Raw genomic sequence first — 24,991 nt, forward strand, 5'->3', positions numbered from 1 at the left:
ACGGCTTTCTGGTTATTCTTTGGCATAAGGATAAAGGTGTTCGAGAACTCTGCGCTGGGTCTCATTTAATTGTACACCCGGCCGGATGCGCTTCACTTCCTTCTCAGCCTCGTCAAGGGAAGAGAACAATCCAAGTTCCAGCAGCGAACCTACAGCCACTGCGCCTGTACTGCCATATCCGGCCGCGCAGTGGAAGGCTACTTTTTTCTCATCTATATAGGCCGCCGTTACTTTTTGAATAGCTTCGGCGTAAGCTTCTTCCTGCCCGTTTTCAGGGGAATCGTTTTGCAGTGGAACATGGATGCGCTCGATTGGGCGTTCTGTTTCATCGGGCAGAGGTGCCCGAACCTCGGCTCGAAGATATCCAGTACCACATCGCAATGTTCGCTTTTCAGCATATCGGCAATATCCTCTGCACTGCCAATATAGATCCGGTCCTTTATAAGCGGTTGATATGACTTAGGATTGTTCGGCATGTAACCCTCCCGTGATCATGACTTGTCAAATCTCATAATGATCTTTGTTCCGCGGCTGCGGCGACAGCTGTTCAGGCTGCAAAACCCGGTCCAGGATTGCTTTTTCGTAATGAGAGAAACCGCTGTCCTTTTCTCTGGGGCGACTGAGCTGCACAGGAAGATCCAGTGCGACTGAGCCTTCCTCGATCAGAATAACACGATCAGCAAGAGCCACCGCTTCACTTACGTCATGGGTAACCAGAAGGGCCGTGAACCCCTGTTGGGTCCAAAGGCGCTCAATGAACCGCTGCATTTCAATCCGGGTCAGGGCATCGAGCGCTCCAAGCGGCTCATCCAGCAGCAGCAGCTTCGGCCGGCCAACCAGCGCTCTGGCTAAGGAGACACGCTGCCTTTGTCCGCCGGATAAGACGGAGGGCCATTCATGGGCCCGGTCCTCCAGGCCGACAAGTTTCAGCGCCTCCAGAGCTTGCTCATGAGCTTCCCGTTTCGAGTCTGCAGTAACCCCGATCTTCACGTTATCCAGCACTGATTTCCAAGGAAGCAGCCGGGCGTCTTGAAACATGACCCGTGCCAGAGGATGGATTCCCCGTACCGGTCTGCCGTCCAGCGCGAGCGTCCCTGCGGCCGCTTCCTCAAGTCCCGCAAGAAGGCGGAGCAAAGTGCTTTTTCCGCAGCCGCTCCGTCCGACGATGGCGACGAACTCTCCGCTTTGGACAGTAAGATTCAGGCCGTGCAGAACTTGTTTGGACCCGAAAGTTTTCGAGACGCCCTCCACATGGATGGCTGTACCGCGATCCGCACCATGCGCAGCCTGATGAGGTGCCGTCCGCACCGCCTCAACGGGCACGACTTGTGCCTCGCTGCCTAAATGGCCCTCGAGCTGCGGCTTTGTTTTCCGAAGTGGGGATGCCATTGCAGCCACCTCCTTTCGAGCAATTTAGCGGCAAGATCCGATAGTTTGCCCAATACGGCATAGACGAGTATGCTGAAGACTACTACATCCAATTGAAAAAATTCCCGTGCATTCATCGCCATATAGCCGATTCCTGCATCAGCGGAAATCGTTTCCGCTACAATTAGAGTGAGCCACATGATGCCAAGCGCGAACCGGAAACCGACGAGAATCGAAGGCAGGGCGCCGGGCAAAATGACTTTCCGGTACAACTCCAGCGGGCTCAGCCCATATACTTTGGCCATTTCGATAAGACCCGGATCTACCGAGCGGATGCCATGCAGTGTGTTCAGGTAGATGGGGAAAGCGACTCCCAGCGCTACTAGAAACAGCTTAGCCGGTTCTTCTATTCCAAACCATGCGATAACTAACGGGATCAAGGCCAGATGCGGAACGTTGCGGATCATCTGGATCGAGGAATCCGTCAGCTTTTCGGCAGCGGGGATCACTCCATTCAGCAAGCCGAGGACGAAGCCGATAGACCCGCCGATCAGGAACCCGACAAAAGCTCTGCCGGTACTGATTCCGATGGCATGTGCAAGCTCGCCGCTCAGAGTCAATTTCCAGCCTGCCTCAAATACGGCAACCGGAGTAGGAAGGACGCGTTCCGATATCCAGCCTGCTGCTCCAAGAGACTGCCATGCGAACAGAACGAAGACAGGGATCAGCCATGGAAGAGAGCCTTCCTTGAACGTGGACAGCCTTTTGCCTGACGATCTCATTGCCGCGCCTCCTTGGTCAGTGTACGGAAGCCTTAGGAGCAGGCCTCACATTATTTGCAATCAATTCGCCGAAGGGGCTGATGGAAGTCGGTCCATTGTGGGTTCGATGCTTCAGAGGCAGATGAGGAAACAGCAATTCGGCCACCCTGTAGGCTTCCTCCAGATGCGGGTATCCTGAGAAAATGAACGTTTCAATGCCCAAAGCTTCATATTCCTTCATCCGTGCCGCTACAGTAACGGGGTCACCGACCAAAGCGGTCCCCGCTCCCCCGCGCACCAGGCCGATGCCGGCCCACAGATTCGGGCTGATCTCCAATGTGGACCGGTCCCCGCGGTGCAGGCTAGACATCCGTTGTTGGCCGACGGAATCGAACCGGGCGAAAATCTTTTGCGCCTCTTCAATCGTGCGGTCATCCAGGTGTTGGATCAAGCGCTCGGCTGCTTCCCAAGCTTCCTCTTCCGTCTCCCGAACTATAATGTGCAGACGGATGCCGAAGCGGACGCTGCGTCCCTGTTTGTCAGCTTCCCGGCGGACAGCGGCAATCTTTTTCGCCACCTCCTGAGGAGGCTCGCCCCAGGTAAGGTAGACGTCCGTATGCTTCGCTGCCACGTCTATTGCTGCCGGAGAGGAGCCTCCAAACCATAGCGGAGGATAGGGCGACTGAATCGGCGGGTAGAGCACGCGGCCATCCTCAATCCGGATGTGGTCTCCCTCGAAGGTCACGGTTTCGCCCGCAAGTTCCTTGCGCCATACGTGAAGGAATTCATCGGTAAGCTCATATCGTTCATCATGCTCCAAAAATAGCCCGTCAGCAGCCAACTCCACCGGGTCCCCGCCGACAACTACGTTAATCAGCAGCCTCCCGCCCGAAAGGCGGTCGAAAGTAGAGGCCATTCTGGCCGCCAGTGTCGGAGACATCAGGCCAGGCCGGACCGCAACAAGAAACTTGAGATTCTTCGTGGAATGAATCAGCGAGGAGGCCGCGATCCAAGGATCTTCGCAAGAACTTCCCGTTGGGATCAGTACACCCTCAAAGCCCAGCTGATCGGCGGCTTGTGCAATTTGCTGCATATAATTGGCATCCACGGCCCGGGCCCCGCTGCTGGTTCCGAGGTATCTTCCGTCTCCGTGTGTTGGAATAAACCAGAATAAGTTCATATCGATCACTCCTTGGTCAAAATGGCTTCCTTAATGTTTACATCTTTCGGAATCAGTTCAAGCTTGCGGAACGTATCGGCAATTTGCTGTTGTGCCGCAATCAGTTTCTCATCGATCGGCTGGACGCCGTATTGTCTGCGCCCGGCAGCCAGTTCCAAGGAGGCTGTGTCAATACCGAGCTGCGGGGAAAGCTTCTCAGCCAGCTCTTTCGGATGATCCTTCGCCCATGCGTCGATCTTATCCGCCTCTTCCAGCAGGATCGCAGTCACTTCGGGATGTTTCTCTGCAAAAGAACGCTCAGCCAAGTAAAATTCGTGATTATCCACCACGTCTTTGCCGTCGGCGAGGAGCCGGGCGCCTGTGGCGGTTTGTGCCGCTGCAAGGAAAGGATCCCAGATGACCCATGCATCTACGCTGCCTTTTTCAAACGCTGCCCGCGCGTCGGCAGGAGCAAGAAACTTAGTTTCAATGTCGGAGTAGTTCACTCCGGCTTGTTCCAGAAGCTTGACCAGAAGGTAATGAACGTTCGAACCCTTGTTTAAAGCAACCTTCTTGCCTTTTAAGTCCGCCACGGATTGGATCGGCGAATTTTTAGGAACAAGAATGCCTTCGCTTGCAGGGCTCGCGGGTTCATGGGCCAAATACACTAACGGGGCCCCGGCAGCCTGCGCAAAAATGGGCGGAGCCTCACCCGTATGGCCGATATCGATACTGCCGACATTCAATGCTTCCAACAGTTGAGGACCGCCCGGAAATTCAGTCCATTCCACCTTGATGCCTTCCTTCGAGAGCCTTTTATCCAGTGCGCCGTCCGCTTTCAAAATATTAATGGTGCCGTATTTCTGATAACCGATGCGGACGGTGATATCCTTCTGCTCACCATTCGCTTCTGCTGCAGCATTGGCAGTGTTAGCGGGAGAGGCATTAGCCGGTTCTGTGTTGCCGCTGTCATTCCCTCCTCCGCAGCCGGATACCACCGCCAAAACCAAGGTAAGTGCAATTGCCGATAAGCGTTTCTTCATCCTTTTTCCCCCATTCTCCTAATTGGTTCCTCCGCCAGACAGTCATATAACCAAAGCAAAAGGCCCCCTTAACCCGCATAAAACGGGAAAAGGAGACCTCCGGTGGTCCGGTCGCGCCTTCTTATATGACTAATCCGATGGATTAAATAAGAATTATTTTCCATGATCTTAGCATTGAGACAAAAACATTGTCAAGAGTAAAAAATCTGCCGAAGGGCAAATTATGGATATCCTGGCGAAGTGACGGAGGAAATCAGAATGATCGTACGTTTCGGCTACGTAGCCATGTCCGCTGTTGTGAAGAACGCCTCACCCTCAAAAACAATGACCGCTACCGTGTTCAGCAGCATTACCGACCGGGAGGCGGCGGTCCGGAAACTGGAGCGGCTTGCAGGAGAGAACCTTCATAATTCGCTGCGCCTGCTGCGCCATAACCGGGCACATGATATTAAGCTGTACCGCTTTTCATCCAAGCTGGTGCCGCTCCTGGGCCATGAAATGCTCGAGGAGTGGGACCCGATTCCCGCGCTTACTCCTGCTTTTGCTGAGACCGGCGGTTATGCCAAAGAACATGGGATGCGGGTGTCGTTTCATCCCGATCATTTTACCGTGTTAAGCACGCCCAAAAAAGATATCCTGCGCAAGTCCCTGGCCGACCTGGATCGTCATGTAAGGATGCTGGAAGCGATGGGTTTGGACGAGTCCGCTATGTGCAACATTCATGTGGGCGGCTCCTACGGGAATAAAGAAGAGGCGGCCAAACGGTTTATCCGGAATTTTCAAACGATGGATGAACGGCTGGCCAGACGGATTACGCTTGAGAATGACGACAAAACATTCAACGCCCTGGAAACGCTGGCGATCTGCGAAGAGGTTCAGGTGCCGATGGTTTTGGACATTCACCACCATGCCGTAAACCATGAAGAAGATGCAGGGTACGGATTCTGGACACGTGTGCTGGACACATGGCGGAACAACAGGGCAGGGATCCCGATGGAGGACCTGCCTCCCAAAATTCACGTTTCCAGTCCCAAAAGTGAAAAAGATCCCCGCGGCCACGCCGACTATGTGGACAAGGAACAGCTTCTGGGTTTTTTGAGGGCGATCGCTCCGGAGACCGCCAAGCTGGATGTGATGATTGAAGCAAAGATGAAAGACGCCGCATTGTTCCGCTTGATGGAGGATTTGCGAGATACCGAGGGAATTCGACAGATAAACCAAGCATCCGTGGAAGTTTTCGCTTGAATTTGAGGCTCAAATGGGTTACGGTGGACAAGAAGAAACTGCAGGCAGACCTGTCTATTTTTCCGTATTGAAAGGAGCTTCCTTAGATGAGCCAATTGTTAGAAGGCAAGAATATTCTAGTTATGGGCGTTGCCAACGATCGCAGTATCGCTTGGGCGATTGCTCAATCCCTCGCTGCGCAAGGCGCGCGCCTGGTATTTACATACGAGAACGAACGCGTACAAGAACGCGTGAACAAACTGGCGGCAACGATCCCGGGATCCGAAGTGCTGCAGTGTAACGTTACGGTAGATGAGGAAATCGATGCGCTGGCGTCGCAGCTGAAGGAGCGCCTCGGCGTACTTCACGGCCTTGTGCACAGCATTGCCTTCGCGAAAGGCGAAGAGCTTGAGGGCATGTTCGTGGACACGTCCCGGGCAGGCTTTGCTCTTGCTCACGACATCAGCGCTTATTCCCTTGTTGCTGTAGCACAGCGCATGTATCCGCTGATGACCGAAGGCGGCAGCATCATGACGATGACCTACCTCGGTGCCGAGCGCGCGCTTCGCAACTACAACGTCATGGGCGTTGCCAAAGCGGCGTTGGAATCTTCCGTACGCTACCTTGCAGCTGACCTGGGACAATACAATGTACGTGTGAACGCCATTTCCGCAGGCCCGATTCGGACGCTTGCAGCTAAAGGCATTAAAGATTTCAATGCGATTTTGCGTGAAGTGGAACAGAAAGCTCCGCTTCGCCGCACAACCGAGACCGCCGAAGTAGGCGACACGGCTATGTTCCTGATGAGCCACTTGTCCCGCGGCATCACCGGCGAAGTGATCTATGTAGACGGCGGCTATAACATCGTCGGCATCTAATCCTTCGGCCGGATTGTAAATAACGCATGACTACCGTGCTGGGCGTGGGGTCATGCGTTTTTTGCCGTATCCAAGGCACAATAACATTACACTAATTAAGAACAAGGCGGAGTTCGCATGAAAGAATCGATATTGGTGACCGGCGCGGCCGGATTTATAGGAATGCATGTCAGCAAACTGCTGCTGGAACAAGGATACCAAGTAACCGGAATCGATAACATGAACGATTATTACGATCCCGGACTGAAAGAGGCGAGACTTCAACAGCTGGAGGGATATTCAGGTTTTGCCTTCCATGTCCTCTCTATGGAGCAGGAGTACGACATGATACAACTGTTCCGAAAGAACCATTTTGACTATGTTGTGCATTTGGCGGCACAGGCGGGCGTAAGATACAGTCTAGAGGAGCCTAGAGCTTATGTTCAAAGCAACGTGTCAGGGTTTCTAAATATGCTGGAAGCCTGCCGGCATTATCCTGTGAAGCACCTGGTCTACGCTTCTTCGAGCTCCGTTTATGGGGCGAACGAGCGGATGCCTTTTTCGGTGCATGACGGAGCTGACCATCCGCTTAGCTTATATGCCGCAACTAAGCTCGCAAATGAGGCGATGGCGCACTCCTACAGTCATTTGTACGGAATTTCGACTACGGGGCTCAGGTTCTTTACGGTTTACGGACCTTGGGGCCGCCCTGACATGGCTGCCTTCAAATTTGTGCGCAGTATTTTGGAGGGGAAACCGATTGAAGTCTACAATGAAGGACGGATGAAGCGTGACTTCACCTATATTGACGACATTGCCGACGGCGTGGTGCGCGTGCTGTTCCAGCCAGCTGAGGGCAACCCGGCCTGGAACGGATTGCAGCCCGATCCCGCAACCTCGCGCGCGCCTTACCGCCTGTATAATATCGGAAACCATGAACCGGTCTCGCTTCTTCGTTTCATAGAGTATATTGAGCAGGCATTGGGAATAACGGCGGAAAAGAAGTATATGCCTCTACAGGACGGCGATGTTATAGAAACGTATGCCGACATGGAGGATTTACGGCGTGATGCCGGGTTTACGGCGAGCACCCCGGTGGAGGAAGGCGTTCGTCGATTCGTAGATTGGTACAAAACCTTTTATGATGTAAAGTAATCATCATTTTTTAAGTGAAAGAAGGCTTCCTAGTGCTGACAATCGTAATTCTGCTGCTGATCGGTTTGGTTTCGGCCACGTTCGGCAGTATTGTAGGGCTGGGGGGAGGGATCATCACGGTGCCGGCCCTGATGTACTTAGGCCCTGTACTGATGGGTAGGGAGTATTCTGCAACAGAAGCTGTAGGAACTTCCTTAACCGTCTTGATCATTACCGCGTTATCCTCCTCTTTAACGTACATGAAGCAAAAGAAGATTGACTACAAAGGGGGATGGCTCTATTTTGCGGCAAGCGGCCCGGCTTCCATGCTGGGAGCTGCTTTGACCGGAGTGCTTAACCCCGACCGCTTTCAGCTCATCTTCGGTTTTTTCATGCTGGCGATGGCAGGACTGCTGATTGCAAGGGATTACATTAAACCTTTTCAAATCGATTGGAGTATCAAAAGGTCTTTTACAGACGCTCAAGGCCAGACTTATCATTACGGCTATACGATCTTGTCGGCTTTACTCCTCGGATTTCTGGTCGGACTCGTGTCCGGACTGTTCGGGATTGGCGGAGGTTCTCTATTTGTGCCGGTTATGGTCATTTTATTCGGGTATCCCGCCCATATTGCTACGGCTACTTCCATGTTCGTCATCTTTTTCTCGGCTATTTTAGGAAGCTCGGTACATATGTGGAACGGCGATGTGGATTGGATGAGTGTGGCCGCGCTTGCTCCGGGTGCCTGGATCGGGGGGAAGGCGGGTGCCTGGATCGCGGGAAAGTTGAGCGGAAAAGGGCTGCTTTGGCTGCTGAGAATCACGATGTTCGGGGTAGCAGTGAAAACGATCGCCGAAGGTTGGACGTAGACAAGCGGGGATTTCATAGAGAATAACGAAACGTTTAGCGTGAAATGACGTATATTTGTAGAGAGTTCAATCATAAAGGGGAGAGCGAGATGCCGGTAGAGAATACAGCTGAACAGCCTTATGTGGTAGGAAGCAAGAGCTTTACTGCCGTTGCCGTCAACTGTGCCGCGAAAGCGGGGGAATGGATCAAGATCAAGCTGGGCACGCACACCAGTTTAAATACAAAATATTCGCGTCAGGACCTGGTAACCGAGATGGACAAAGGAGCCGAAGCGCTCATCCGGAAGCTCGTACATACACACTTTCCGGACCATGCATTTCTAGGGGAAGAAGGCGTGGAGCCCGGCCCGGAAGCGTCGGCCCAAGCCCTTCGGAACGTTCAGGACGCGGAATACCTATGGATCGTGGATCCGATCGACGGGACAACGAATTATGTGCATCAGTTTCCTTTTTATTCGGTATCCATTGCTTTGGCGTATAAAGGGGAAGTGATTGTCGGCGTCGTCTATGATCCTTCCAGAGATGAGTTATTCGTTGCTGAAAAAGGAAAAGGAGCTTACTTGCGGAACCGTAAGCTATCCGTAGCGGAAGAAGAGGTGCTCAGCGACAGTCTGGTAGCCACGGGCTTTCCCGCGGATCCCATCGTTGCCTACCCGGCTAACATGGCGCAGCTTCAGGCGGTAGCTCCCAAAGTCCGCAACATCCGGGCAGGCGGCTCCGCAGCCCTTCATTTGGCTTATATCGCTGCTGGCCGGCTGAGCGGATTCTGGGAAATGAACTTGAGTTCCTGGGACTTGGCTGCAGGCTCGCTGTTGATTCAAGAGGCGGGCGGCAGGCTGTCGGATATTAACGGTGAGCCGTATCATTTGGGCGTCCGTAACATTTTGGCAACCAACGGAAAGATTCATGAAGAGCTTAAGGACACGTTGTTGTCTGCCGGGGGCGTCTGATTTCTCTCCATAATCTAGTTTACCTATGCAATGCAAATAGGCTATCCTGATACGGGGGCCTATTTTTTTGCGCCCTATTACATTTGCATCTGGAGTTGAATGGCATCATGAATAAGACTGATTTGTCTGCATCACGATCGGCGCCGAAGCCGCTTCTGATCGTGTTGATTCTGGTCATAGGGATTGTGGCGATTTCATTTTCTTCCATTTTCATCAAATGGACGGCCGCTCCTGTGGCGATTGCAGCTATGTGGCGGCTCTGGATCACGAATGCGCTGCTGTTTCCTTTTGCGTGGCGTTCCCGCCGGGAACTGAAAGGACTGACTGGCCGTGATTGGACCATGCTTTTTGGATCGGGTGCGGCGTTAGGGCTTCATTTTCTGTTTTGGATGGAATCGTTGAGGTATACATCAGTGGCGAGCTCGACGGCATTGCTTGCTTTGGAACCCGTGCTGGTCATGATCGGTTCCTTGTGGGTATTCAAGCAGCGAACGGATGGACGCCGTTTGGCCAGTATGGGGATTGCCGTGCTGGGTGCCATTGCCATAGGCTGGGGCGACTTCGGATTGTCTGCCCGGGCTCTTCAAGGGGACCTGTTGTCTTTGATCGGTACTGCCGCGGTGGCATTCCATATGCTGTTTGGACAAAGCATGCGCGGAAAGATGTCCGCCGTAACCTACAGCTCGGCCGTATTCTTCATTGCAGGAGGCGTGTTGGCCGCGTACAGTGCGTTTCGCGGATTTTCCTTTGTTGCGTACAGCGCTCAAGATTGGACCATGTTCGGCCTGTTAGCGGTCGTGCCGACGATCCTGGGGCATTACCTGTTTAATTGGCTGTTAAAATACATGCACGCCACGTCGGTATCCATGGCGGTGCTTGGCGAGCCGCTCGGCTCCACCTTGCTGGCCTTTTTTCTGCTTGGGGAAGTCGTTACGCCGGTGCAGTTTTTCGCAGGGGCGCTGCTGATCGGCGGCGTGTGGATGTTTATCCGGCGGGAGCGGAAGGAAGAGGCGCCTGAGGCGCCGGCGGCCGTTGCGGAGCCGGTTTCTTAGGGGGAAGTCATGCCCGTTTGTGACGGGAACCCTGACGGTACTGGCTTTCAGCGAAAGAGATAAACCGTCGGGACATCGTAGAGCAGGGGGACACTCCCTGCCTACCATCCACTAACCCAGACATATCATCAACACACGCCAACCACATGTACTCTACTGATCAAAGAATGGAGGAGAATGGTTTGCCGGATCATGATCAGATTTATGCCGAGGAAGCGGCCCGCTATGAGCTGTTAATTTCGCGGGAGGACAAAGATGGTAACATTTTGCGGACGCTAAAAGAAATATGCTCCTTTCAAGGAAAACACCTCGTTGACATGGGAGCGGGAACGGGAAGGCTCAGCTGCCTGCTGGCGGCGGAAGGGGCTTCGGTGACAGCAACAGACGCCTCTGCGGCGATGCTGGAAGTGCTCGCAGGGAGGCTGACGGACATGGAGGCCGGTACGTGGAGGACAGCGGTGGCCGACCATAGGGAGCTGCCGGTTGCGGATGCGTCCGCCGACGTGTTAACGGCAGGCTGGACGGTGTGTTATTTGGCTTCATCGAACAACCCGGACTGGGAGGCCGACCTGGCCGCCGCGGTGGGGGAGATGAAGCGGGTTGTCCGTCCGGGAGGCACGGTGATCGTGCTCGAGACGCTGGGTACCGGCCACGAGGCGCCAGCCGGACCGGATTTCCTGCAGCCGTATTATGCGGCTTTGCAGGAACGGTACGGATTCACGCACACGTGGATCCGTACCGACTACGAGTTCGCATCCGCGGAGGAGGCGGAGTCGTTGTCGCGTTTCTTCTTCGGGGACGAACTGGCAGAACGCGTCCGCGCCTCAGGCTCCCGCATTCTGCCGGAATGCACTGGCGTATGGTGGCTGCAGGTGTAGTATCTAGTCCTGAGCACGCCACCGCGGAGGTAGAGTAAGAATGTAACGCCCAAAAGTATGTTACACGCGCACCGGACCCACTGTAACGCCCAAAAGTACCGCTGCACGCGCATCGGCCCCCGTCTAACGCCCAAAAGTACCGTTACACGCGTACCGGACCCACTGTAACGCCCAAAAGTACCGTTACACGTGCACCGGACCCACTGTAACGCCCAAAAGTACCGCTGCACGCGCATCGGGTACCTTTCGGCGCTGCCCGACACACAAAAAAAAAGAACCTCGGCTAAGCCGAAGGTTCTTTTTTGGCATTTATCCCCGCATCCCCGCAAAAGCCCGGTCCACGGCTTCCAGCGTGGCTGCGATGTCAGCATCCGTGTGGGCAGTGGTCAGGAACCATGCCTCGTACTTGGACGGCGCCAAGCAGACGCCCTGCTCCAGCATCGCGCGGAAAAACTGCGCGAACTGCTCGCTATCGGAGCTCTGCGCCTCCTCATAGTTGGTGACCGGATGACCGCAAAAATGCGTCGAGAACGCACCGCCGATACGGTTCACCGTCAGAGGCATCCCGGACCGCGCAGCAGACGCCGCGAGGCCGTCCGCCAAGCGCGCAGCGAGCTGCTCGAGGCGCGCATATACGCCCGGCTGCTGCAGCACCTCCAGGCAGGCGATGCCTGCCGAGATGGAGGCCGGGTTCCCTGCCATCGTTCCCGCCTGGTAGGCGGGGCCAAGCGGGGCAACCTGCTCCATCACATGCTTGCGGCCGCCGTAAGCGCCGATCGGCAGCCCGCCGCCGATGATCTTGCCGAGCGCGGTCAAGTCCGGCTCGATCGCGGCATGATCAGGGAACGCCGCGTAGGTCTGGGTTGAGCCGTAATGGAAGCGGAAGGCGCTGATTACCTCGTCGTAGATGACGAGTGCGCCATATTCGCGAGTGACCCGGCACAACCCCTCGAGGAAGCCGTCGTGCGGCATCACCATGCCGAAGTTGCCGACAATCGGCTCGACCATGACCGCCGCGACGTCGTCGCCCCAGCGTTCCAGCGCCGCCCGCAGCGAATCCAGGTCATTGAACGGTACCGTGATGACCTCTTGCGCGATGCTTGGCGGAATCCCGGCGCTGTCCGGAATGCCCAGTGTGGACGGACCGGAGCCTGCCGCCACCAGCACAAGGTCGGAATGCCCGTGATAGCATCCCGCAAATTTAATAATCTTGTTGCGCTTAGTAAAGGCCCGCGCAACACGGATCGTCGTCATTACCGCCTCCGTGCCGGAGTTCACAAACCGGACTTTATCCATCGAAGGAATCGCTTCCTTCAGCATACGTGCGAACACGACTTCATTTTCTGTCGGCGTACCATACAACGTGCCGTTCTGAGCCGCTCTCACGATCGCTTCCGTTACATGCGGATGGGCATGACCTGTTATAATCGGACCGTATGCAGCCAGGTAATCAATATATTTGTTGCCGTCCACATCCCAGAAATACGCACCCTCAGCACGTTTCATAAATACGGGAGCACCGCCGCCCACTGCCTTGAACGAGCGGGAAGGGGAGTTGACGCCCCCGACGATATGCTCCAAAGCATCTTTATACAACAGTTCCGATTGAACTCTACTCAAACTACAACATCCTTTCATCATTACAACGTAAACCAGCCTCTCCCATTGTACCAAAAACAAAGAGCTTCTCCCAATGGAAGAAGCTCTCACAACTAACCTACTCCGTCAAACTCTCATCCGCCGCAGTCTCCTGAACGTCAGCATTGCCGGCCGAATCAGCGGAAGCATCCGACTCCCCCGAACTAGCCGATTCCCCCGAATTACCCGACTGCCCTGCATTACCGGAATCCCCTGAACTCCCGGAGTCGCCGCCGGTCGTTCCGTCTCCCGCCGGTGCATCCGCTGCCTGGAACAGCTCCTGGACATAAACCCGCAGCTTCTCCTCGTCCGCGCGAAGCACCGATGCGCCGCCAACCCGGTCGCTGTAGATCAGCTCCTTCGGAGGGATCTGCACCGTCTTCACGCCGGAGGCCTTACTTTCATAACCGAGGCTGGCGAGTTTCAGCATATCCGTTACGGACAGGTTCGTCTCGATATACGGGCTGACGCTGTTCAGAATGGCCGGCAGCTTCAGCAGGGAGGTAGTGGACTGCAGCTTATCGGCTACCGCCTTCATGAAATTCCTCTGCCGTTCCGTACGGGTGAAGTCGGAAAGGGCATCATGCCGGAAACGCACGTATTGCAGCGCCTTTTTGCCGTCCAGATGCTGCATGCCCTTTTTCAAATCGATATCATATACATGATCGTCAGCCGCGTCGACATAATGCATATCCTTCTCGACCTCAAAATCGATGCCGCCGATCGAATCAATCAAAGCAATAAACCCTTGAAAATCGGTGTACACATAATATTGAATGGGAATTCCCAGATAATCGCTCACGGTCTTCATCGAGAGCTCAGGTCCGCCCAGGCTCAATGCAGCATTGATACGATTATCCCTATATCCCGGAATATCTACATAGGTATCGCGGAGAATAGAAAACAAATGCGCTTTATGCGTAACGGGGTCGAGGGAAGCCACCATAATAGAGTCCGATCGAGGCGTCTCGTTCTGGCGGAGCCCGCGCTCATCTCCGCCAAGCAGCAGAATGTTCACGCGCTCCTTACCCTCCCACTTGGGAGGTTCCTGTTCCTTCACCGGAGTGAAGTTGCCGAAGCGGGACTTGTCTGGCGCCTTGCTGAAATTGTTTGCTGCATTATAAATGCCGTAGGCATAGTATCCAACCCAAGCAACGATAGCTAAGGACACGATACTTAGCGTCCATTTCCACTTACGGTTCATATGATCTACCCTTTCCTTGATGTTCCCTCGGTTACCCTGTAAAATATTTAAGTCATCATAACATTATACTAGGAAAAAAAAGTATTTTCCATAGAATTACGGCAGGAACTGTCGAATATTGGAGGTGTATGCCGTTCTATGTTTGCCATAGATGTGCAGGATTTACGCAAAGAATTCAAGATTCAAAAAAACCGGGAGGGCGTAACCGGCGCTCTTAAAGATTTATTCCGGAGGGAATATACTCATGTCACTGCGGTAAAAGATATCTCATTCCAAATACCCAAAGGGGAAATCTGCGGATATATCGGCGAGAACGGGGCAGGCAAGTCGACGACGATCAAAATGCTCACAGGCATCCTCGTCCCGACCGCCGGCCATATCAAGGTAAACGGCTTTGTACCGCACCAGGAAAGAGAGAAGTTCGTGCAGGGGATCGGCGTCGTGTTCGGCCAGAGAAGCCAGTTGTGGTGGGATATCGGCGTCATCGAATCGTTCCAGCTGCTGCGCAAAGTATACAAGGTCGGTGAAAAAGAGTTCAAGCTTCGGCTGGACGAGCTGGTCGAGCGCCTGCAGTTAAACGAATTGCTCAACCGCCCGGTACGCAAGTTAAGTCTTGGGCAGCGGATGCGCTGCGAGCTGGCAGCCTCGCTCATCCACAATCCGGAAATCCTGTTTCTGGACGAGCCTACGATCGGCCTGGATATCGTGGTGAAAACGGAGATCCGGGATTTTCTGAAATCCCTGAACCAGCGGTATGAAACCACTATTTTGCTCACGACCCACGATTTGCAGGATATAGAAGCTCTATGCTCTAGAGTTATTATGCTCGACGACGGCCAAATCATTTATGACGGCGGCTTGGAGGAAATGAAAGAGAAGTGGGGCAAGGGGAAAGAGGTCCAGTTTCAGTTCGCTGACAGGCATGATATCACGAAACTCCGCTTACTGACGGCCGGCCTTCCCGTAGAATGGTCCGAAGAGAACGAGGTTACGGCAAAAGTCTGGATCCCGCTGGACGTGAATGTGTCCGATGTGCTCAGCAGAGTGGTAGGATCGACCGAAATCCGGGATATCAAAATCTTTGAAACCAACACCGATGATATTGTGCGCGAAATCTACAAAACCGGGTCAGCGGGTGAAGCCGTCCATGTTTAGCGCTTATTTCGACTTTATCCGGATCCGCTTCCTGATGATGCTTGCCTATAGGGTGAATTATTACTCAGGGATCGCTATTTACGCCATTAATATCGGGGCCTATTACTTCCTGTGGAAGGCGATATACGGAGCGCAGGCGGAGCTTGGCGGCATGACCGTGACGATGATGACGACTTACGTTGCGGTTTCCTGGATGGCGCGGGCGTTCTATTTCAACAACCTGGACAGGGAGATCGCCAATGACATCCGCGACGGTAGCGTAGCCATTCAATTCATCAGGCCGTACAACTATCTTTTGGTCAAAATGATGCAAGGATTCGGCGAAGGCATCTTCCGCTTCCTGTTGTTTATGATTCCGGGCATGCTGATCGTGACGCTTTTATTTCCGGTGCGTCTGCCGACCGATCCAGGCACATGGGCCGTATTTCTGGTCATGTTATTTTTTAGCTTCCTGATCAATTCGCAAATTAACATTTTAACGGGCTTATTCGCTTTTTTCGTGGAAAATAATGAGGGCATGATGCGGATGAAGCGGGTCATCGTAGATCTTTTCTCCGGCTTGGTCGTTCCTATTTCCTTCTTCCCGGGCTGGTTCCGGCCCTTGATGGACTGGCTTCCTTTCCAAGCGATAACGTACCTGCCGGGTTCTGTCTTCACAGGCAAAACCACCGGCTCCGCGGTCCTGCAGGTCCTTGGCGTACAGATCGTCTGGTTCGCTGTGCTGATCGTGCCGATCGCCCTGGTGTGGCGCGCCGCCAGAAACCGTTTGTTCGTGCAGGGAGGCTGATTCAATGTTCTATATGAGACTGTTTGGGGAATACTTCAAAAATTACATGAAAACCAAGCTCACGTACCGCGCCGATCTGGTCGTGGAAATGCTCGCGGACCTGATGTTCCAGGGAATGAACCTGTTCTTCATCCTGATTGTATTTACGCATACAAAGCTGCTTGGAGGCTGGACTGAGGCTGAAATCATTTTTATTTACGGATTCTTCATGGTGCCTTACGGCTTGTTCAGCTGCTTTTTTAACCTGTGGGGCTTCAGCGAACGCTACATTACCAAAGGCGAGATGGACCGCGTTCTGACACGCCCGGCGCATAATCTGTTTCAGGTCATTCTGGAAAATATGGACCCTCCTTCCCTGATCGGTTCGGTTGTAGGGTTCATCATCATGGTGTGGGCCTGGTTCCAGCTCGATTTGTCACTGATGTGGTATGATCCCTTTATTTTCGTGCTGATGGTGATCGGCGCTTCCATGATATATTTCGGCATCTACACGGCGCTTACGGCCATTGCTTTTTTCTCGGATGCACCGACGGGCATTCTGCCGCTGATGTGGAATATTCAGAACTACGGACGCTATCCCGTAACCATTTACAATAAAGCAATCCGCATTCTGCTGACGTGGATTTTGCCGTTTGCTTTCGTAGGGATTTATCCGGCGGCGTTCTTTCTGCATAAAGAAGTGTCCCGGGGCTTTTCGCTGCTCACGCCAGTGGTCGGGATGGTATTCCTCTGGATCGGGCTGAGTGTATGGAACTATGGAGTGAAACGGTACCGCGGCGCGGGATCTTAATCTGGCTACGAAGGAGCTGTACCAACTATGACTATTCAAATCGGACAACCGGTTCCGGATTTTACGCTGCCTTCATCTACGGGACAAACTATTTCCCTTAGCGACTACAGAGGCAAACAGATCGTGATTTATTTTTATCCTAAGGACAATACGCCTGCCTGCACACAGGAATCCTGCGATTTCCGTGACTACAACGGGCAGTTTGCGCAGTTGGATACGGTAGTGCTTGGCATCTCGCCGGACGATCTGAAGTCGCACGGGAAATTTGCAGCGAAGTTTGAACTGCCTTTCCCGCTTTTGTCGGATACGGAATTGAAGGTTTGCGAGCTGTTCGGGGTGTGGCAGCTGAAGAAATTGTACGGCAAAGAGTATATGGGCGTCGTACGCTCCACCTTCCTGATCGACAAAGAGGGAAATCTAGCAAAAGAGTGGCGCAACCTAAGAGTCAAAAACCATGTGCAAGAGGTCATAGAGGCTGTTAAGGAATTGTAAAAGGGAAGAAGAAACCTTTCAGGCATAAGCCTGGAAGGTTTTTTTCATTTCCGGGCACGCCGTGGTATAAAAGCGGGTAATCTTCCATATCCTCTACTAGAACGGTCAAATCTTCGACTTCACGGTCGTATGGGGGAACGGATATGAGAGGAAAGAAAGCGTCGGCAGCACAAACACCGGGCGGGGCACGCGTCATATTTAAAAGTATGGTATGGGGATTCGTATTCTGTTTATTGGCGGTGCTGATCATGGTGCCGGTTTCGGATGCTGCGGCATCAGGCCGGCAGTCCATTTCTTATAACGACCATATTTATAAAAGGCTCTCCCGCGGAGAGAGGATTTTACAGCCGAGAACTTACGAGTCGCCGCAGCAGAAAACGGTCTATTTAACCTTCGATGACGGGCCCAGCCTGCTCACTCCGAAAATTTTGGACATTTTGAAAAAAGAGAATATTAAAGCTACCTTTTTCGAAGTCGGCGAGCATGTGGAGTCGTATCCGGACATTGTGAAACGAGTGGTCAGAGAAGGTCATGCGCTTGGCAATCATACTTATGATCATGAATATCAAGATTTATATTCGGATTTCCCGCGTTTCTGGAATCAGGTGGCGAAGACGGAGAGGGCGTTTCTGCGCACCGTAGGCGAGGCTCCTGCTTTGCTGCGTGCACCGGGAGGAACGTACCGGAACTTTGACGCGTTTTACTTCTACTATCTGGATCAGGCGGGCTATACCGTTCATGACTGGAACATCGACAGCGCTGACGCTAGGCGGAAGCATGTACCTGCTTCCGAAATTGTTTCTTCCGTCCGGAACAGCCGGTTCAGCCATGAGGCGGTGGTGCTTTTGCATGACGGTACGGGGCATGAGGAGTCCGTAAAGGCGCTGCCTGCCATTATCCAATTGTTCAAAGACAAAGGATACCGGTTCGCCGCACTTAGCGAAAAGGTGAAGCCCGTCTTGTTTACGCTGGGGGCTTCGACCAAATGGGACCGCAGGATGAGCATGGACGATTTCCTGAAGGGTGGGGCGTTAAGCAGCAGGGGATCATTTCCATATGAGCAAAAGGCACCCCTTGCGGCAGTTCCCGAGCAGCCGGTACGGAACCCGGTGAAGGCTAAAGCGGCCTACGCCCGATTAGATAAAGACGTATCCGTAACGTGGAAAACGCAGCGAATGGAGTTTTCTTCAGAAGAGACTCTGCTGGTGAACGGCAGTTTATATGTTCCACTGCGAAAGACTGTGCAAGAAGCCGGAGGGAGCCTGCGCTGGAAACCGGCGGACCGAACGGTTACACTACTTTACGGCAAGAAAAGCCATTCCTATCAGCTGGAAAAAGGGGACGTGACCGGTCCTACCGGCACTCTGCTGCTGGACGGCCGGCTATATGTACCGCTGCGCGGCATTATGGAGCTGATGGAGCGCCCCGTGTTTGCTTATGAATCAGGGGGACATAATGTGGCTTGAGCAGGCGCAAACTGTAATTGTTGGTGAGGTTAGGAAATATCGGCCTTTTTGCCTGGCTTTCCTTGACGGGGTTGTACGCCCTTTTATATAATTAACAATTAAATTAGAGAACTTTAGTACTGTTCATGAAGGAGACTCGGATGGATAAGCCAAATGAATTAATCGTAGTACTGGATTTCGGCGGACAATACAACCAATTGATCGCGCGCAGGATCCGTGATTTGGGAGTTTACAGCGAGCTGCTGCCTTATAACACAACGGCCGAGAAGCTGAAAGAGCTTCAGCCTAAGGGGATCATTTTCTCCGGCGGACCGGCAAGTGTTTATGAGGAGAACTCGCCTCTGGTAGATCCGGGCGTGTATGATCTTGGCGTGCCGATTCTGGGTATTTGCTACGGCATGCAGTTGATGAGCCACCAGCTTCAAGGAAAAGTGGAGCGGGCAGGCAAGCGCGAGTACGGGAAAGCGGACGTAGTGTTTACAGAAGGCTCTCACTTAGTACACGGGCTGGAGAGAAACCAGACGGTATGGATGAGCCACTCCGATTTGGTTGTGGAGCCTCCGACAGGCTTTATCGTTGATGCATCCACAGAGCACGCTCCGATTGCAGCGATGAGCCATCCGGACAAGAACATGTACGCCGTACAATTCCACCCGGAAGTGCGCCATTCCATCAAAGGAAACGAAATGATCCACAACTTCCTATACAAAATCTGCGGCTGCGAAGGCAACTGGTCGATGGAAACGTTCATTGACGACACGATCCGTGACATCCGGGAGCAGGTTGGCGACAAAAAGGTCCTTTGCGCACTCAGCGGCGGGGTAGATTCCTCTGTAGTAGCTATCCTGATTCACAAAGCGATCGGCGATCAACTGACTTGTATGTTTATCGACCACGGTCTCCTTCGTAAAGGTGAAGCCGAAAGCGTGATGGAAACGTTTGTCGGCAAATTCGATATGAAAGTGGTCAAAATCGACGCACAGGAACGTTTCCTGGGTAAACTGGCAGGCGTCGACGATCCGGAACAAAAGCGGAAGATTATCGGTACTGAATTCATCCGTGTTTTTGAAGAGGAATCCACACAGTTCGACGATTTCGATTTCCTTGCGCAAGGCACGCTGTATACGGACATCGTTGAGAGCGGAACGGCTACGGCTCAAACGATTAAATCCCACCACAACGTGGGCGGATTGCCTGAGGACATGAAATTTAAACTAGTAGAACCATTGAAGGCGCTGTTCAAAGACGAAGTGCGCAAAGTCGGAGAAGAGTGCGGTTTGCCTGCGGAAATCGTATGGCGTCAGCCATTCCCTGGCCCGGGTCTTGCGATCCGCGTACTGGGCGAAGTTACAGAGGACAAGCTGAAGATTGTCCGCGATTCGGATTACATCCTACGCGAAGAAATTGCTAAGGCTGGACTGGACCGGGAAATTTGGCAGTACTTCACCGCACTTCCGAATATGAAGAGCGTCGGCGTAATGGGAGATGCCAGAACCTACTCCTACACCGTCGGCATCCGCGCCGTCACCTCCATCGACGGCATGACCGCCGACTGGGCGCGCATCCCTTGGGACGTGCTGGAGAAGATCTCTGTTCGTATCGTGAACGAAGTCGACAACGTAAACCGGATTGTTTACGACGTTACATCGAAACCGCCGGCTACGATCGAATGGGAATAGGCTTGGACCTATTTAATGTTGTCCATAGCTCAGAAGCCTTGATACAAGAGAGTTTACAGCGTTAACAGATTTAAATCCAACCCAGGCAACAATAAAATACTGAAATTACTCTCTTTTATTGCGTTGTATTGTGCAATAGAAGGGAGTTTTTTTGTATACTGCGTTCTTGTTGTTAGTGTCGAATAGGCATTCTTATACAAACTTTTTTATATATTAAAAATTGTGAACACCAGCCAGAGACAACTTCATGCATACATTACTTTATATGGGAAAAGGTAATAGCAAACATGAAGTCATCTGTGGGGGGATTGTATTGTCCGGAACAACATCGAGATTCTTTGCCAAGTTGATTTCCATTATGCTTATCATATCGCTAATGCTTCTGACAGCTTGCGCAGCAAACAACAAGCAGAAAAATGGGCCAAAAGAGTACGCAGCCGATAAAACTCAGAATAAAATGCTTACGGATAAAGGCAATGAGGATTCAAACCAAGCAGCAAACCAGGCTTATTCTGATATGGAACTCGTCAGAAAACTACCAGGTTTCCAAAACGGTTACAAAAAGGTAAATGGAGTTACGCTTCACTATGTAGAGGGCGGCAAGGGTGACCCGTTATTCCTTCTTCCGGGCTGGCCGCAAAACTGGTATGCATTTCACAAAATTATGCCGGCGCTAGCGAAGAAATATCATGTTTATTCCATTGATTATCGTGGAATGGGCAGTTCCGGCAAGCCTGAAGCCGGCTATGATAAGAAGACGATGGCTTCAGATATTTATGCCTTGGCCAAGAAGCTTCGCTATAGGAAAATCAATATAGCAGGTCATGATATCGGGTCCATGGTTGCTTACGCTTATGCAGCCCAATACCCCCAAGCTACGAACAAACTAGCCATGCTGGATGTTCCTCATCCAAACGAGAACTTTCTGAAATTACCGATTTTGCCTCCGCCTGGATCTTACGATGTTAATAATCCAGATAGCCCTAAATTTCCGTGGTGGTTTGCATTGAATAACGTACCGGAACTGCCGGAGCAATTGCTGCAAGGAGAACAGTCAGCGATCTTTCAAAACTGGATATTTGATTACCAGATCTATGACAAAGCTGCTATGCCTCAAGAGGATAGAGCAGTCTACACCTCGAGTTATGCAAACCCTGAGGCGATTCGGGCAAGTAATGGCTGGTATAAAACATTAAGGCAGGATGTTGAGGATCTGAAAACTTATAAAAAGCTTTCAGTGCCGGTTCTCGGTATTGGTGGTTCCAAGTTCGGGCTTGAACCGTTTTTGCGTAACTATGCAACTGATGTTAAAATTGCGAAACTGGATAAAGCCGGTCATTGGATTGCTGAAGAGAAACCGCAAGAAACCGTCCGAATTTTTATGGAGTTTTTCCGTTAACAACAAAGGGACAAGCATATTCAATAAGAAGAACACTCCCGAGCCCTTGTTACGCTGGGGTTGTGTTCTCGCTGTCAGCGGGAGGTTCCATCTTGGCCGATAAGGCCAATAATGAGCCTCCTGTTTCGCGCGCATTCGGTTATACCGAAAAAGCATATTGCCAACCTCCAGAAAACAGATATGATAGGAAGTACATAGTAGCAGGAGGAACGAACGATGGCGACGGAGCGGAAGTTCAAGACGCTTCTAGGCAGTCTCCCGTTCTTCGCGGACTTTGACCCTGTAGCGCTTCAGACCATCATGCCGTTATTTCAGGAGAAGAAGTACAAGAAGAACTCGGTGATTTTTCTGGAGGGCGACGAAGGTAACGATTTTTATATTATCAAATCCGGTGTTGTTAAAATATATAGCTTTGACGGAGTGCGCAAAGTCATTCTTGCCTTTTTTCGGGACGGGGATTTTTTCGGAGAGATGGCTTTGATGAAAAAAGGGCTATTCCGGTCCGCTACGGCGGAGACGCTGGAACCGACTGTGCTTTATGTGCTTAAACGCGCGGATTTCGAGAAACTGCTGGAAACGAACAATAAGCTCACACAGCATTTGTTGTTTGCGACGATGGACAGGCTGCGCAAGGCGAATGAACAGATTCAGGATTTGACTTTTCTTAATGTGAGAACACGCATTTACAAAATGCTGATCCGGCTGTCCGATGATCATGGTGTCGCGAAACAGAACGGAGTGATGATCAACTTGAAACTGACGCATCAGCAAATCGCCGATATGGTAGGTGCGGTAAGAGAAACAGTGACCAAAGTCCTGCTTGAGCTTCAGGAAGAAGGGCTGATCAGCATTGACCGAAAGAAAATACTCATTAAAGATATGAATATACTGGAAAAGATGGGCTCATAACCGGCAAAAGGCGATTAAAACCGAACGTTAGGTACATATTTCATGTATAAAATTCGTATTATTATATTGACATGATCCGACAGCAGCATTAATATAAGTAGGTAATCTTAACTGCATATCACTTTCGTATATTCTCGGGAATAGGCCTGAGAGTCTCTACAGGATCACCGTAATGATCTGGCTACGAAAATGGGGAAACTCCACTTCTATTGGCTTTATTTTGCCGCACGGAGGGAAGTTTCATTCTTTTTCGGAACCTGAGAGCTAGTACGCACTCCGGTTTTTTGTGTTTTCTAATACATTTAGGGGGTAACAAAGAAAATGGATCGTTTCTTTAAGTTGAAGGAACACGGTACCAATGTAAGAACGGAAATTATGGCGGGTTTGACTACGTTCATGGCCATGGCTTACATTCTCACAGTCAATCCTAACATTCTCAGTGCGTTCGGCTCTGGGGCGACAGGTGTGCAGTGGTACCCGGTGTTCTTGGCAACTGCGCTTGCGGCGGGTATCTTTACGATTTTGATGGGATTGTTCGTGAATTTCCCTGTAGCTTTAGCTCCAGGTATGGGCTTGAACGCTTATTTCGCAACGGTCATCCTTAGCTCCAACGGTACTTTCACATTTGAGATGGCATTAACAGCCGTATTCATCTCCGGTATCATTTTCTTGCTCCTTACTGTAACGAAATTCCGCCAGACGATGCTGGTTGCGATTCCGGACAGTTTGAAACATGCAATTACCGTCGGGATCGGCTTGTTCATTACTATCATTGGTATTAAAAACAGCGGATTGCTGACCATCGCTACGGACGTAACTGAGCCGATTCCGGCCGGCTTTACGGAATTGAAGTACTTCCAAACTGTGTTTCATATGGGAAGCCTGACTGACCCTAACGTACAAATTGCATTGATCGGCTTGCTGCTTATCTCCGTTCTAATGGTACTGCGGGTTCGCGGAGCGATTTTATTCGGAATTCTGGCTACAACGGTTGTGGCTGCACTTATGGGTGAAGTTGCGCCAATCTCCACAGAACTGACTCCATGGGTTCCGGATTTCACCCAATTGAATTTCGCTGATTTTAACTTCGCGGATGTCATGACAGCGGGAATCGTTTCTGTAGTGGCAACATTCACGTTCGTTGAGCTTTTTGATACATTCGGCACGCTGGTCGGTACGGCGAACCGCGCCGGCCTGATGAAGAATCAGGAAGAAGGCCACAAACGTGTAGGTAAAGCAATGCTGGTAGATGCTATCGGCGTATCCGGTGGAGCGCTTTTGGGTACAAGTACAGTAACGGCTTATGTTGAATCTGCTGCAGGCGTAGCTGAAGGCGGCCGCACAGGTCTTACTTCGGTAACAACAGGCGTATTCTTCCTGCTTTCCTTGTTCCTTGCTCCGTTAGCAGCCTTGATTCCGGGGTCCGCTACAGCAGCAGCGCTGATTATCGTGGGTTTGCTGATGATCCAGTCTATTAAGGAAATCGACTTTACGGATTACGTCATTGCCATTCCTGCTTTCTTTACAATCGTATTTATGCCTTTCACTTACAATATTGCTAACGGTATTTCCTTCGGTATTGTGACTTATGTAATTCTCGCTGCAGTTTCCAACATCTCCGGCAAGAGCGAGCATAAAGTTCACTGGCTGATGTGGGTACTGGCGATTCTGGTAGTTCTGCGTTATGCATTCTACGGAAGCGCAGGTTAATAGATAAAGGAGTGTCCCTCGGGGCGCTCTTTTTTTTACTTATATATAGAAGAAACAAATTCACATTGTATAAAAAACGTGTACCCGGGGAAACCTACAGTCATATTTTACCTGTTGCAACTAATGTTGAGGGCATGGTATATTACTTCTTGCCGCTTCGAGCGGTGCATGAAAAACGCAGACGCTTTTGAAGACATTGAATAAGTTTTCTAAAAAAAAGCTTGCAATGAGATAGGCGGATGTGATATATTATTCAAGTCGCCGCTGAAAAGAGCGAATGTCGAGAGTAAGAAGTTTGATCTTTGAAAACTGAACATCGAGCGAATAAGCAGTCACATGACAGTGACTATAATAAATAAGTCAGCTAGTGCTGAAACGAAGATCCTTGTATGAGGGTCGGAGGTTTCAGCCGGAATGAGTCATCAGCTTTTCTTTTATGGAGAGTTTGATCCTGGCTCAGGACGAAC

The 24,991-nt window shown here is 51.7% G+C and carries 24 protein-coding genes and 1 riboswitch; of the genes, 16 read left to right on the plus strand and 8 right to left on the minus strand.

The window, feature by feature from the left end; genetic code table 11:
* Positions 1 to 12: 12 nt before the first annotated feature.
* The 6 genes from ACFSUF_RS22125 to ACFSUF_RS22150 all read right to left on the minus strand — a co-directional run bounded on the left by ACFSUF_RS22125 (position 13) and on the right by ACFSUF_RS22150 (position 4,331).
* Positions 13 to 159, minus strand: a complete 147-nt coding sequence (locus tag ACFSUF_RS22125) for a hypothetical protein (RefSeq protein ID WP_377606684.1) — start codon at positions 157 to 159, stop codon at positions 13 to 15.
* Positions 160 to 227: 68 nt separating this feature from the next.
* Positions 228 to 476 carry a hypothetical protein gene (locus tag ACFSUF_RS22130; protein ID WP_377606686.1) on the minus strand — a complete coding sequence of 83 codons (249 nt, stop codon included), beginning with the start codon at positions 474 to 476 and terminating at the stop codon, positions 228 to 230.
* Between the two features lie 25 nt (positions 477 to 501).
* Complete coding sequence (locus ACFSUF_RS22135; protein WP_377606688.1) at positions 502 to 1,389, minus strand: ATP-binding cassette domain-containing protein; 888 nt, start codon at positions 1,387 to 1,389, stop codon at positions 502 to 504.
* On the minus strand, positions 1,341 to 2,150 hold the full coding sequence (ssuC, locus tag ACFSUF_RS22140) for an aliphatic sulfonate ABC transporter permease SsuC (RefSeq protein ID WP_377606690.1): 810 nt from the start codon (positions 2,148 to 2,150) through the stop codon (positions 1,341 to 1,343). The genes ACFSUF_RS22135 and ssuC overlap by 49 nt, the downstream gene beginning before the upstream one ends.
* Before the next feature lie 16 nt (positions 2,151 to 2,166).
* Entirely contained in the window at positions 2,167 to 3,309 is a 1,143-nt protein-coding gene (ssuD, locus tag ACFSUF_RS22145) for an FMNH2-dependent alkanesulfonate monooxygenase (RefSeq protein WP_377606692.1), read from the minus strand.
* Positions 3,310 to 3,314: 5 nt separating this feature from the next.
* Positions 3,315 to 4,331: a sulfonate ABC transporter substrate-binding protein gene (locus ACFSUF_RS22150; RefSeq protein WP_377606694.1), complete on the minus strand. Its 1,017-nt coding sequence runs from the start codon at positions 4,329 to 4,331 to the stop codon at positions 3,315 to 3,317.
* A gap of 258 nt (positions 4,332 to 4,589) precedes the next feature.
* Here ACFSUF_RS22150 and uvsE point away from each other — a divergent pair, with 258 nt between their 5' ends.
* The 7 genes from uvsE to ACFSUF_RS22185 all read left to right on the plus strand — a co-directional run bounded on the left by uvsE (position 4,590) and on the right by ACFSUF_RS22185 (position 11,295).
* The gene (uvsE, locus tag ACFSUF_RS22155) at positions 4,590 to 5,576 is read left to right on the plus strand and encodes a UV DNA damage repair endonuclease UvsE (RefSeq protein ID WP_377606696.1); all 987 of its coding nucleotides are present in this window, start codon (positions 4,590 to 4,592) and stop codon (positions 5,574 to 5,576) included.
* 86 nt (positions 5,577 to 5,662) lie between these two features.
* A complete protein-coding gene (fabI, locus tag ACFSUF_RS22160; protein ID WP_377606698.1) occupies positions 5,663 to 6,433 on the plus strand; it encodes an enoyl-ACP reductase FabI in 771 nt (256 codons plus the stop codon).
* Positions 6,434 to 6,550: 117 nt separating this feature from the next.
* Positions 6,551 to 7,567 carry an NAD-dependent epimerase gene (locus ACFSUF_RS22165; RefSeq protein WP_377606700.1) on the plus strand — a complete coding sequence of 339 codons (1,017 nt, stop codon included), beginning with the start codon at positions 6,551 to 6,553 and terminating at the stop codon, positions 7,565 to 7,567.
* A 35-nt stretch (positions 7,568 to 7,602) separates the two neighbouring features.
* Positions 7,603 to 8,415 carry a sulfite exporter TauE/SafE family protein gene (locus tag ACFSUF_RS22170; protein WP_377606764.1) on the plus strand — a complete coding sequence of 271 codons (813 nt, stop codon included), beginning with the start codon at positions 7,603 to 7,605 and terminating at the stop codon, positions 8,413 to 8,415.
* A gap of 89 nt (positions 8,416 to 8,504) precedes the next feature.
* Positions 8,505 to 9,365 carry an inositol monophosphatase family protein gene (locus ACFSUF_RS22175; RefSeq protein WP_377606701.1) on the plus strand — a complete coding sequence of 287 codons (861 nt, stop codon included), beginning with the start codon at positions 8,505 to 8,507 and terminating at the stop codon, positions 9,363 to 9,365.
* Between the two features lie 107 nt (positions 9,366 to 9,472).
* Positions 9,473 to 10,417, plus strand: a complete 945-nt coding sequence (locus ACFSUF_RS22180) for a DMT family transporter (RefSeq protein WP_377606703.1) — start codon at positions 9,473 to 9,475, stop codon at positions 10,415 to 10,417.
* Positions 10,418 to 10,599: 182 nt separating this feature from the next.
* Complete coding sequence (locus ACFSUF_RS22185; protein WP_377606705.1) at positions 10,600 to 11,295, plus strand: class I SAM-dependent methyltransferase; 696 nt, start codon at positions 10,600 to 10,602, stop codon at positions 11,293 to 11,295.
* A 309-nt stretch (positions 11,296 to 11,604) separates the two neighbouring features.
* Here ACFSUF_RS22185 and ACFSUF_RS22190 read toward each other — a convergent pair whose 3' ends face one another.
* Both ACFSUF_RS22190 and ACFSUF_RS22195 read right to left on the minus strand, forming a co-directional pair.
* On the minus strand, positions 11,605 to 12,933 hold the full coding sequence (locus ACFSUF_RS22190; RefSeq protein ID WP_377606766.1) for a glutamate-1-semialdehyde 2,1-aminomutase: 1,329 nt from the start codon (positions 12,931 to 12,933) through the stop codon (positions 11,605 to 11,607).
* Positions 12,934 to 13,012: 79 nt separating this feature from the next.
* Positions 13,013 to 14,137 carry an LCP family protein gene (locus tag ACFSUF_RS22195; RefSeq protein WP_377606707.1) on the minus strand — a complete coding sequence of 375 codons (1,125 nt, stop codon included), beginning with the start codon at positions 14,135 to 14,137 and terminating at the stop codon, positions 13,013 to 13,015.
* Positions 14,138 to 14,275: 138 nt separating this feature from the next.
* On the opposite strand from ACFSUF_RS22195, the gene ACFSUF_RS22200 reads away from it, so the two are divergent.
* From ACFSUF_RS22200 to ACFSUF_RS22240, 9 genes are all read left to right on the plus strand, one after another.
* Entirely contained in the window at positions 14,276 to 15,292 is a 1,017-nt protein-coding gene (locus ACFSUF_RS22200) for an ABC transporter ATP-binding protein (RefSeq protein WP_377606709.1), read from the plus strand.
* On the plus strand, positions 15,285 to 16,079 hold the full coding sequence (locus ACFSUF_RS22205; RefSeq protein WP_377606710.1) for an ABC transporter permease: 795 nt from the start codon (positions 15,285 to 15,287) through the stop codon (positions 16,077 to 16,079). The genes ACFSUF_RS22200 and ACFSUF_RS22205 overlap by 8 nt, the downstream gene beginning before the upstream one ends.
* A gap of 4 nt (positions 16,080 to 16,083) precedes the next feature.
* On the plus strand, positions 16,084 to 16,869 hold the full coding sequence (locus ACFSUF_RS22210) for an ABC transporter permease (protein ID WP_377606712.1): 786 nt from the start codon (positions 16,084 to 16,086) through the stop codon (positions 16,867 to 16,869).
* A 27-nt stretch (positions 16,870 to 16,896) separates the two neighbouring features.
* Entirely contained in the window at positions 16,897 to 17,361 is a 465-nt protein-coding gene (bcp, locus tag ACFSUF_RS22215; RefSeq protein ID WP_377606714.1) for a thioredoxin-dependent thiol peroxidase, read from the plus strand.
* Positions 17,362 to 17,504: 143 nt separating this feature from the next.
* A complete protein-coding gene (locus ACFSUF_RS22220) occupies positions 17,505 to 18,827 on the plus strand; it encodes a polysaccharide deacetylase (protein ID WP_377606716.1) in 1,323 nt (440 codons plus the stop codon).
* Between the two features lie 140 nt (positions 18,828 to 18,967).
* Positions 18,968 to 20,506, plus strand: a complete 1,539-nt coding sequence (gene guaA, locus ACFSUF_RS22225; RefSeq protein ID WP_377606718.1) for a glutamine-hydrolyzing GMP synthase — start codon at positions 18,968 to 18,970, stop codon at positions 20,504 to 20,506.
* 247 nt (positions 20,507 to 20,753) lie between these two features.
* On the plus strand, positions 20,754 to 21,905 hold the full coding sequence (locus ACFSUF_RS22230; protein WP_377606720.1) for an alpha/beta fold hydrolase: 1,152 nt from the start codon (positions 20,754 to 20,756) through the stop codon (positions 21,903 to 21,905).
* 216 nt (positions 21,906 to 22,121) lie between these two features.
* Positions 22,122 to 22,814, plus strand: coding sequence for a Crp/Fnr family transcriptional regulator (locus ACFSUF_RS22235; protein WP_377606722.1), 693 nt, complete (start codon positions 22,122 to 22,124; stop codon positions 22,812 to 22,814).
* 104 nt (positions 22,815 to 22,918) lie between these two features.
* Positions 22,919 to 23,018: riboswitch (purine riboswitch) on the plus strand.
* 117 nt (positions 23,019 to 23,135) lie between these two features.
* Positions 23,136 to 24,524, plus strand: a complete 1,389-nt coding sequence (locus tag ACFSUF_RS22240; RefSeq protein WP_377606723.1) for an NCS2 family permease — start codon at positions 23,136 to 23,138, stop codon at positions 24,522 to 24,524.
* The last annotated feature ends 467 nt before the right edge of the window (positions 24,525 to 24,991 follow it).

This window comes from Paenibacillus gansuensis (assembly GCF_042684925.1).
Taxonomy (GTDB): domain Bacteria; phylum Bacillota; class Bacilli; order Paenibacillales; family DY6; genus Paenibacillus_N; species Paenibacillus_N gansuensis.

What these genes read in the sequence shown, in the direction of transcription:
- ACFSUF_RS22205 (WP_377606710.1), top strand. Translation starts at nt 15,285, where the DNA reads ATGTTTAGCGCTTATTTCGACTTTATCCGGATCCGCTTCCTGATGATG.
- ACFSUF_RS22175 (WP_377606701.1), top strand. Translation starts at nt 8,505, where the DNA reads ATGCCGGTAGAGAATACAGCTGAACAGCCTTATGTGGTAGGAAGCAAG.
- ACFSUF_RS22180 (WP_377606703.1), top strand. Translation starts at nt 9,473, where the DNA reads ATGAATAAGACTGATTTGTCTGCATCACGATCGGCGCCGAAGCCGCTT.
- ACFSUF_RS22210 (WP_377606712.1), top strand. Translation starts at nt 16,084, where the DNA reads ATGTTCTATATGAGACTGTTTGGGGAATACTTCAAAAATTACATGAAA.
- ACFSUF_RS22240 (WP_377606723.1), top strand. Translation starts at nt 23,136, where the DNA reads ATGGATCGTTTCTTTAAGTTGAAGGAACACGGTACCAATGTAAGAACG.
- ACFSUF_RS22190 (WP_377606766.1), bottom strand. Translation starts at nt 12,933, where the DNA reads ATGAAAGGATGTTGTAGTTTGAGTAGAGTTCAATCGGAACTGTTGTAT.
- ACFSUF_RS22220 (WP_377606716.1), top strand. Translation starts at nt 17,505, where the DNA reads ATGAGAGGAAAGAAAGCGTCGGCAGCACAAACACCGGGCGGGGCACGC.
- ACFSUF_RS22135 (WP_377606688.1), bottom strand. Translation starts at nt 1,389, where the DNA reads ATGGCATCCCCACTTCGGAAAACAAAGCCGCAGCTCGAGGGCCATTTA.
- ssuC (WP_377606690.1), bottom strand. Translation starts at nt 2,150, where the DNA reads ATGAGATCGTCAGGCAAAAGGCTGTCCACGTTCAAGGAAGGCTCTCTT.
- bcp (WP_377606714.1), top strand. Translation starts at nt 16,897, where the DNA reads ATGACTATTCAAATCGGACAACCGGTTCCGGATTTTACGCTGCCTTCA.
- uvsE (WP_377606696.1), top strand. Translation starts at nt 4,590, where the DNA reads ATGATCGTACGTTTCGGCTACGTAGCCATGTCCGCTGTTGTGAAGAAC.
- ACFSUF_RS22165 (WP_377606700.1), top strand. Translation starts at nt 6,551, where the DNA reads ATGAAAGAATCGATATTGGTGACCGGCGCGGCCGGATTTATAGGAATG.
- ACFSUF_RS22200 (WP_377606709.1), top strand. Translation starts at nt 14,276, where the DNA reads ATGTTTGCCATAGATGTGCAGGATTTACGCAAAGAATTCAAGATTCAA.
- ssuD (WP_377606692.1), bottom strand. Translation starts at nt 3,309, where the DNA reads ATGAACTTATTCTGGTTTATTCCAACACACGGAGACGGAAGATACCTC.
- fabI (WP_377606698.1), top strand. Translation starts at nt 5,663, where the DNA reads ATGAGCCAATTGTTAGAAGGCAAGAATATTCTAGTTATGGGCGTTGCC.
- ACFSUF_RS22130 (WP_377606686.1), bottom strand. Translation starts at nt 476, where the DNA reads ATGCCGAACAATCCTAAGTCATATCAACCGCTTATAAAGGACCGGATC.
- ACFSUF_RS22235 (WP_377606722.1), top strand. Translation starts at nt 22,122, where the DNA reads ATGGCGACGGAGCGGAAGTTCAAGACGCTTCTAGGCAGTCTCCCGTTC.
- ACFSUF_RS22230 (WP_377606720.1), top strand. Translation starts at nt 20,754, where the DNA reads ATGCATACATTACTTTATATGGGAAAAGGTAATAGCAAACATGAAGTC.
- guaA (WP_377606718.1), top strand. Translation starts at nt 18,968, where the DNA reads ATGGATAAGCCAAATGAATTAATCGTAGTACTGGATTTCGGCGGACAA.
- ACFSUF_RS22195 (WP_377606707.1), bottom strand. Translation starts at nt 14,137, where the DNA reads ATGAACCGTAAGTGGAAATGGACGCTAAGTATCGTGTCCTTAGCTATC.
- ACFSUF_RS22150 (WP_377606694.1), bottom strand. Translation starts at nt 4,331, where the DNA reads ATGAAGAAACGCTTATCGGCAATTGCACTTACCTTGGTTTTGGCGGTG.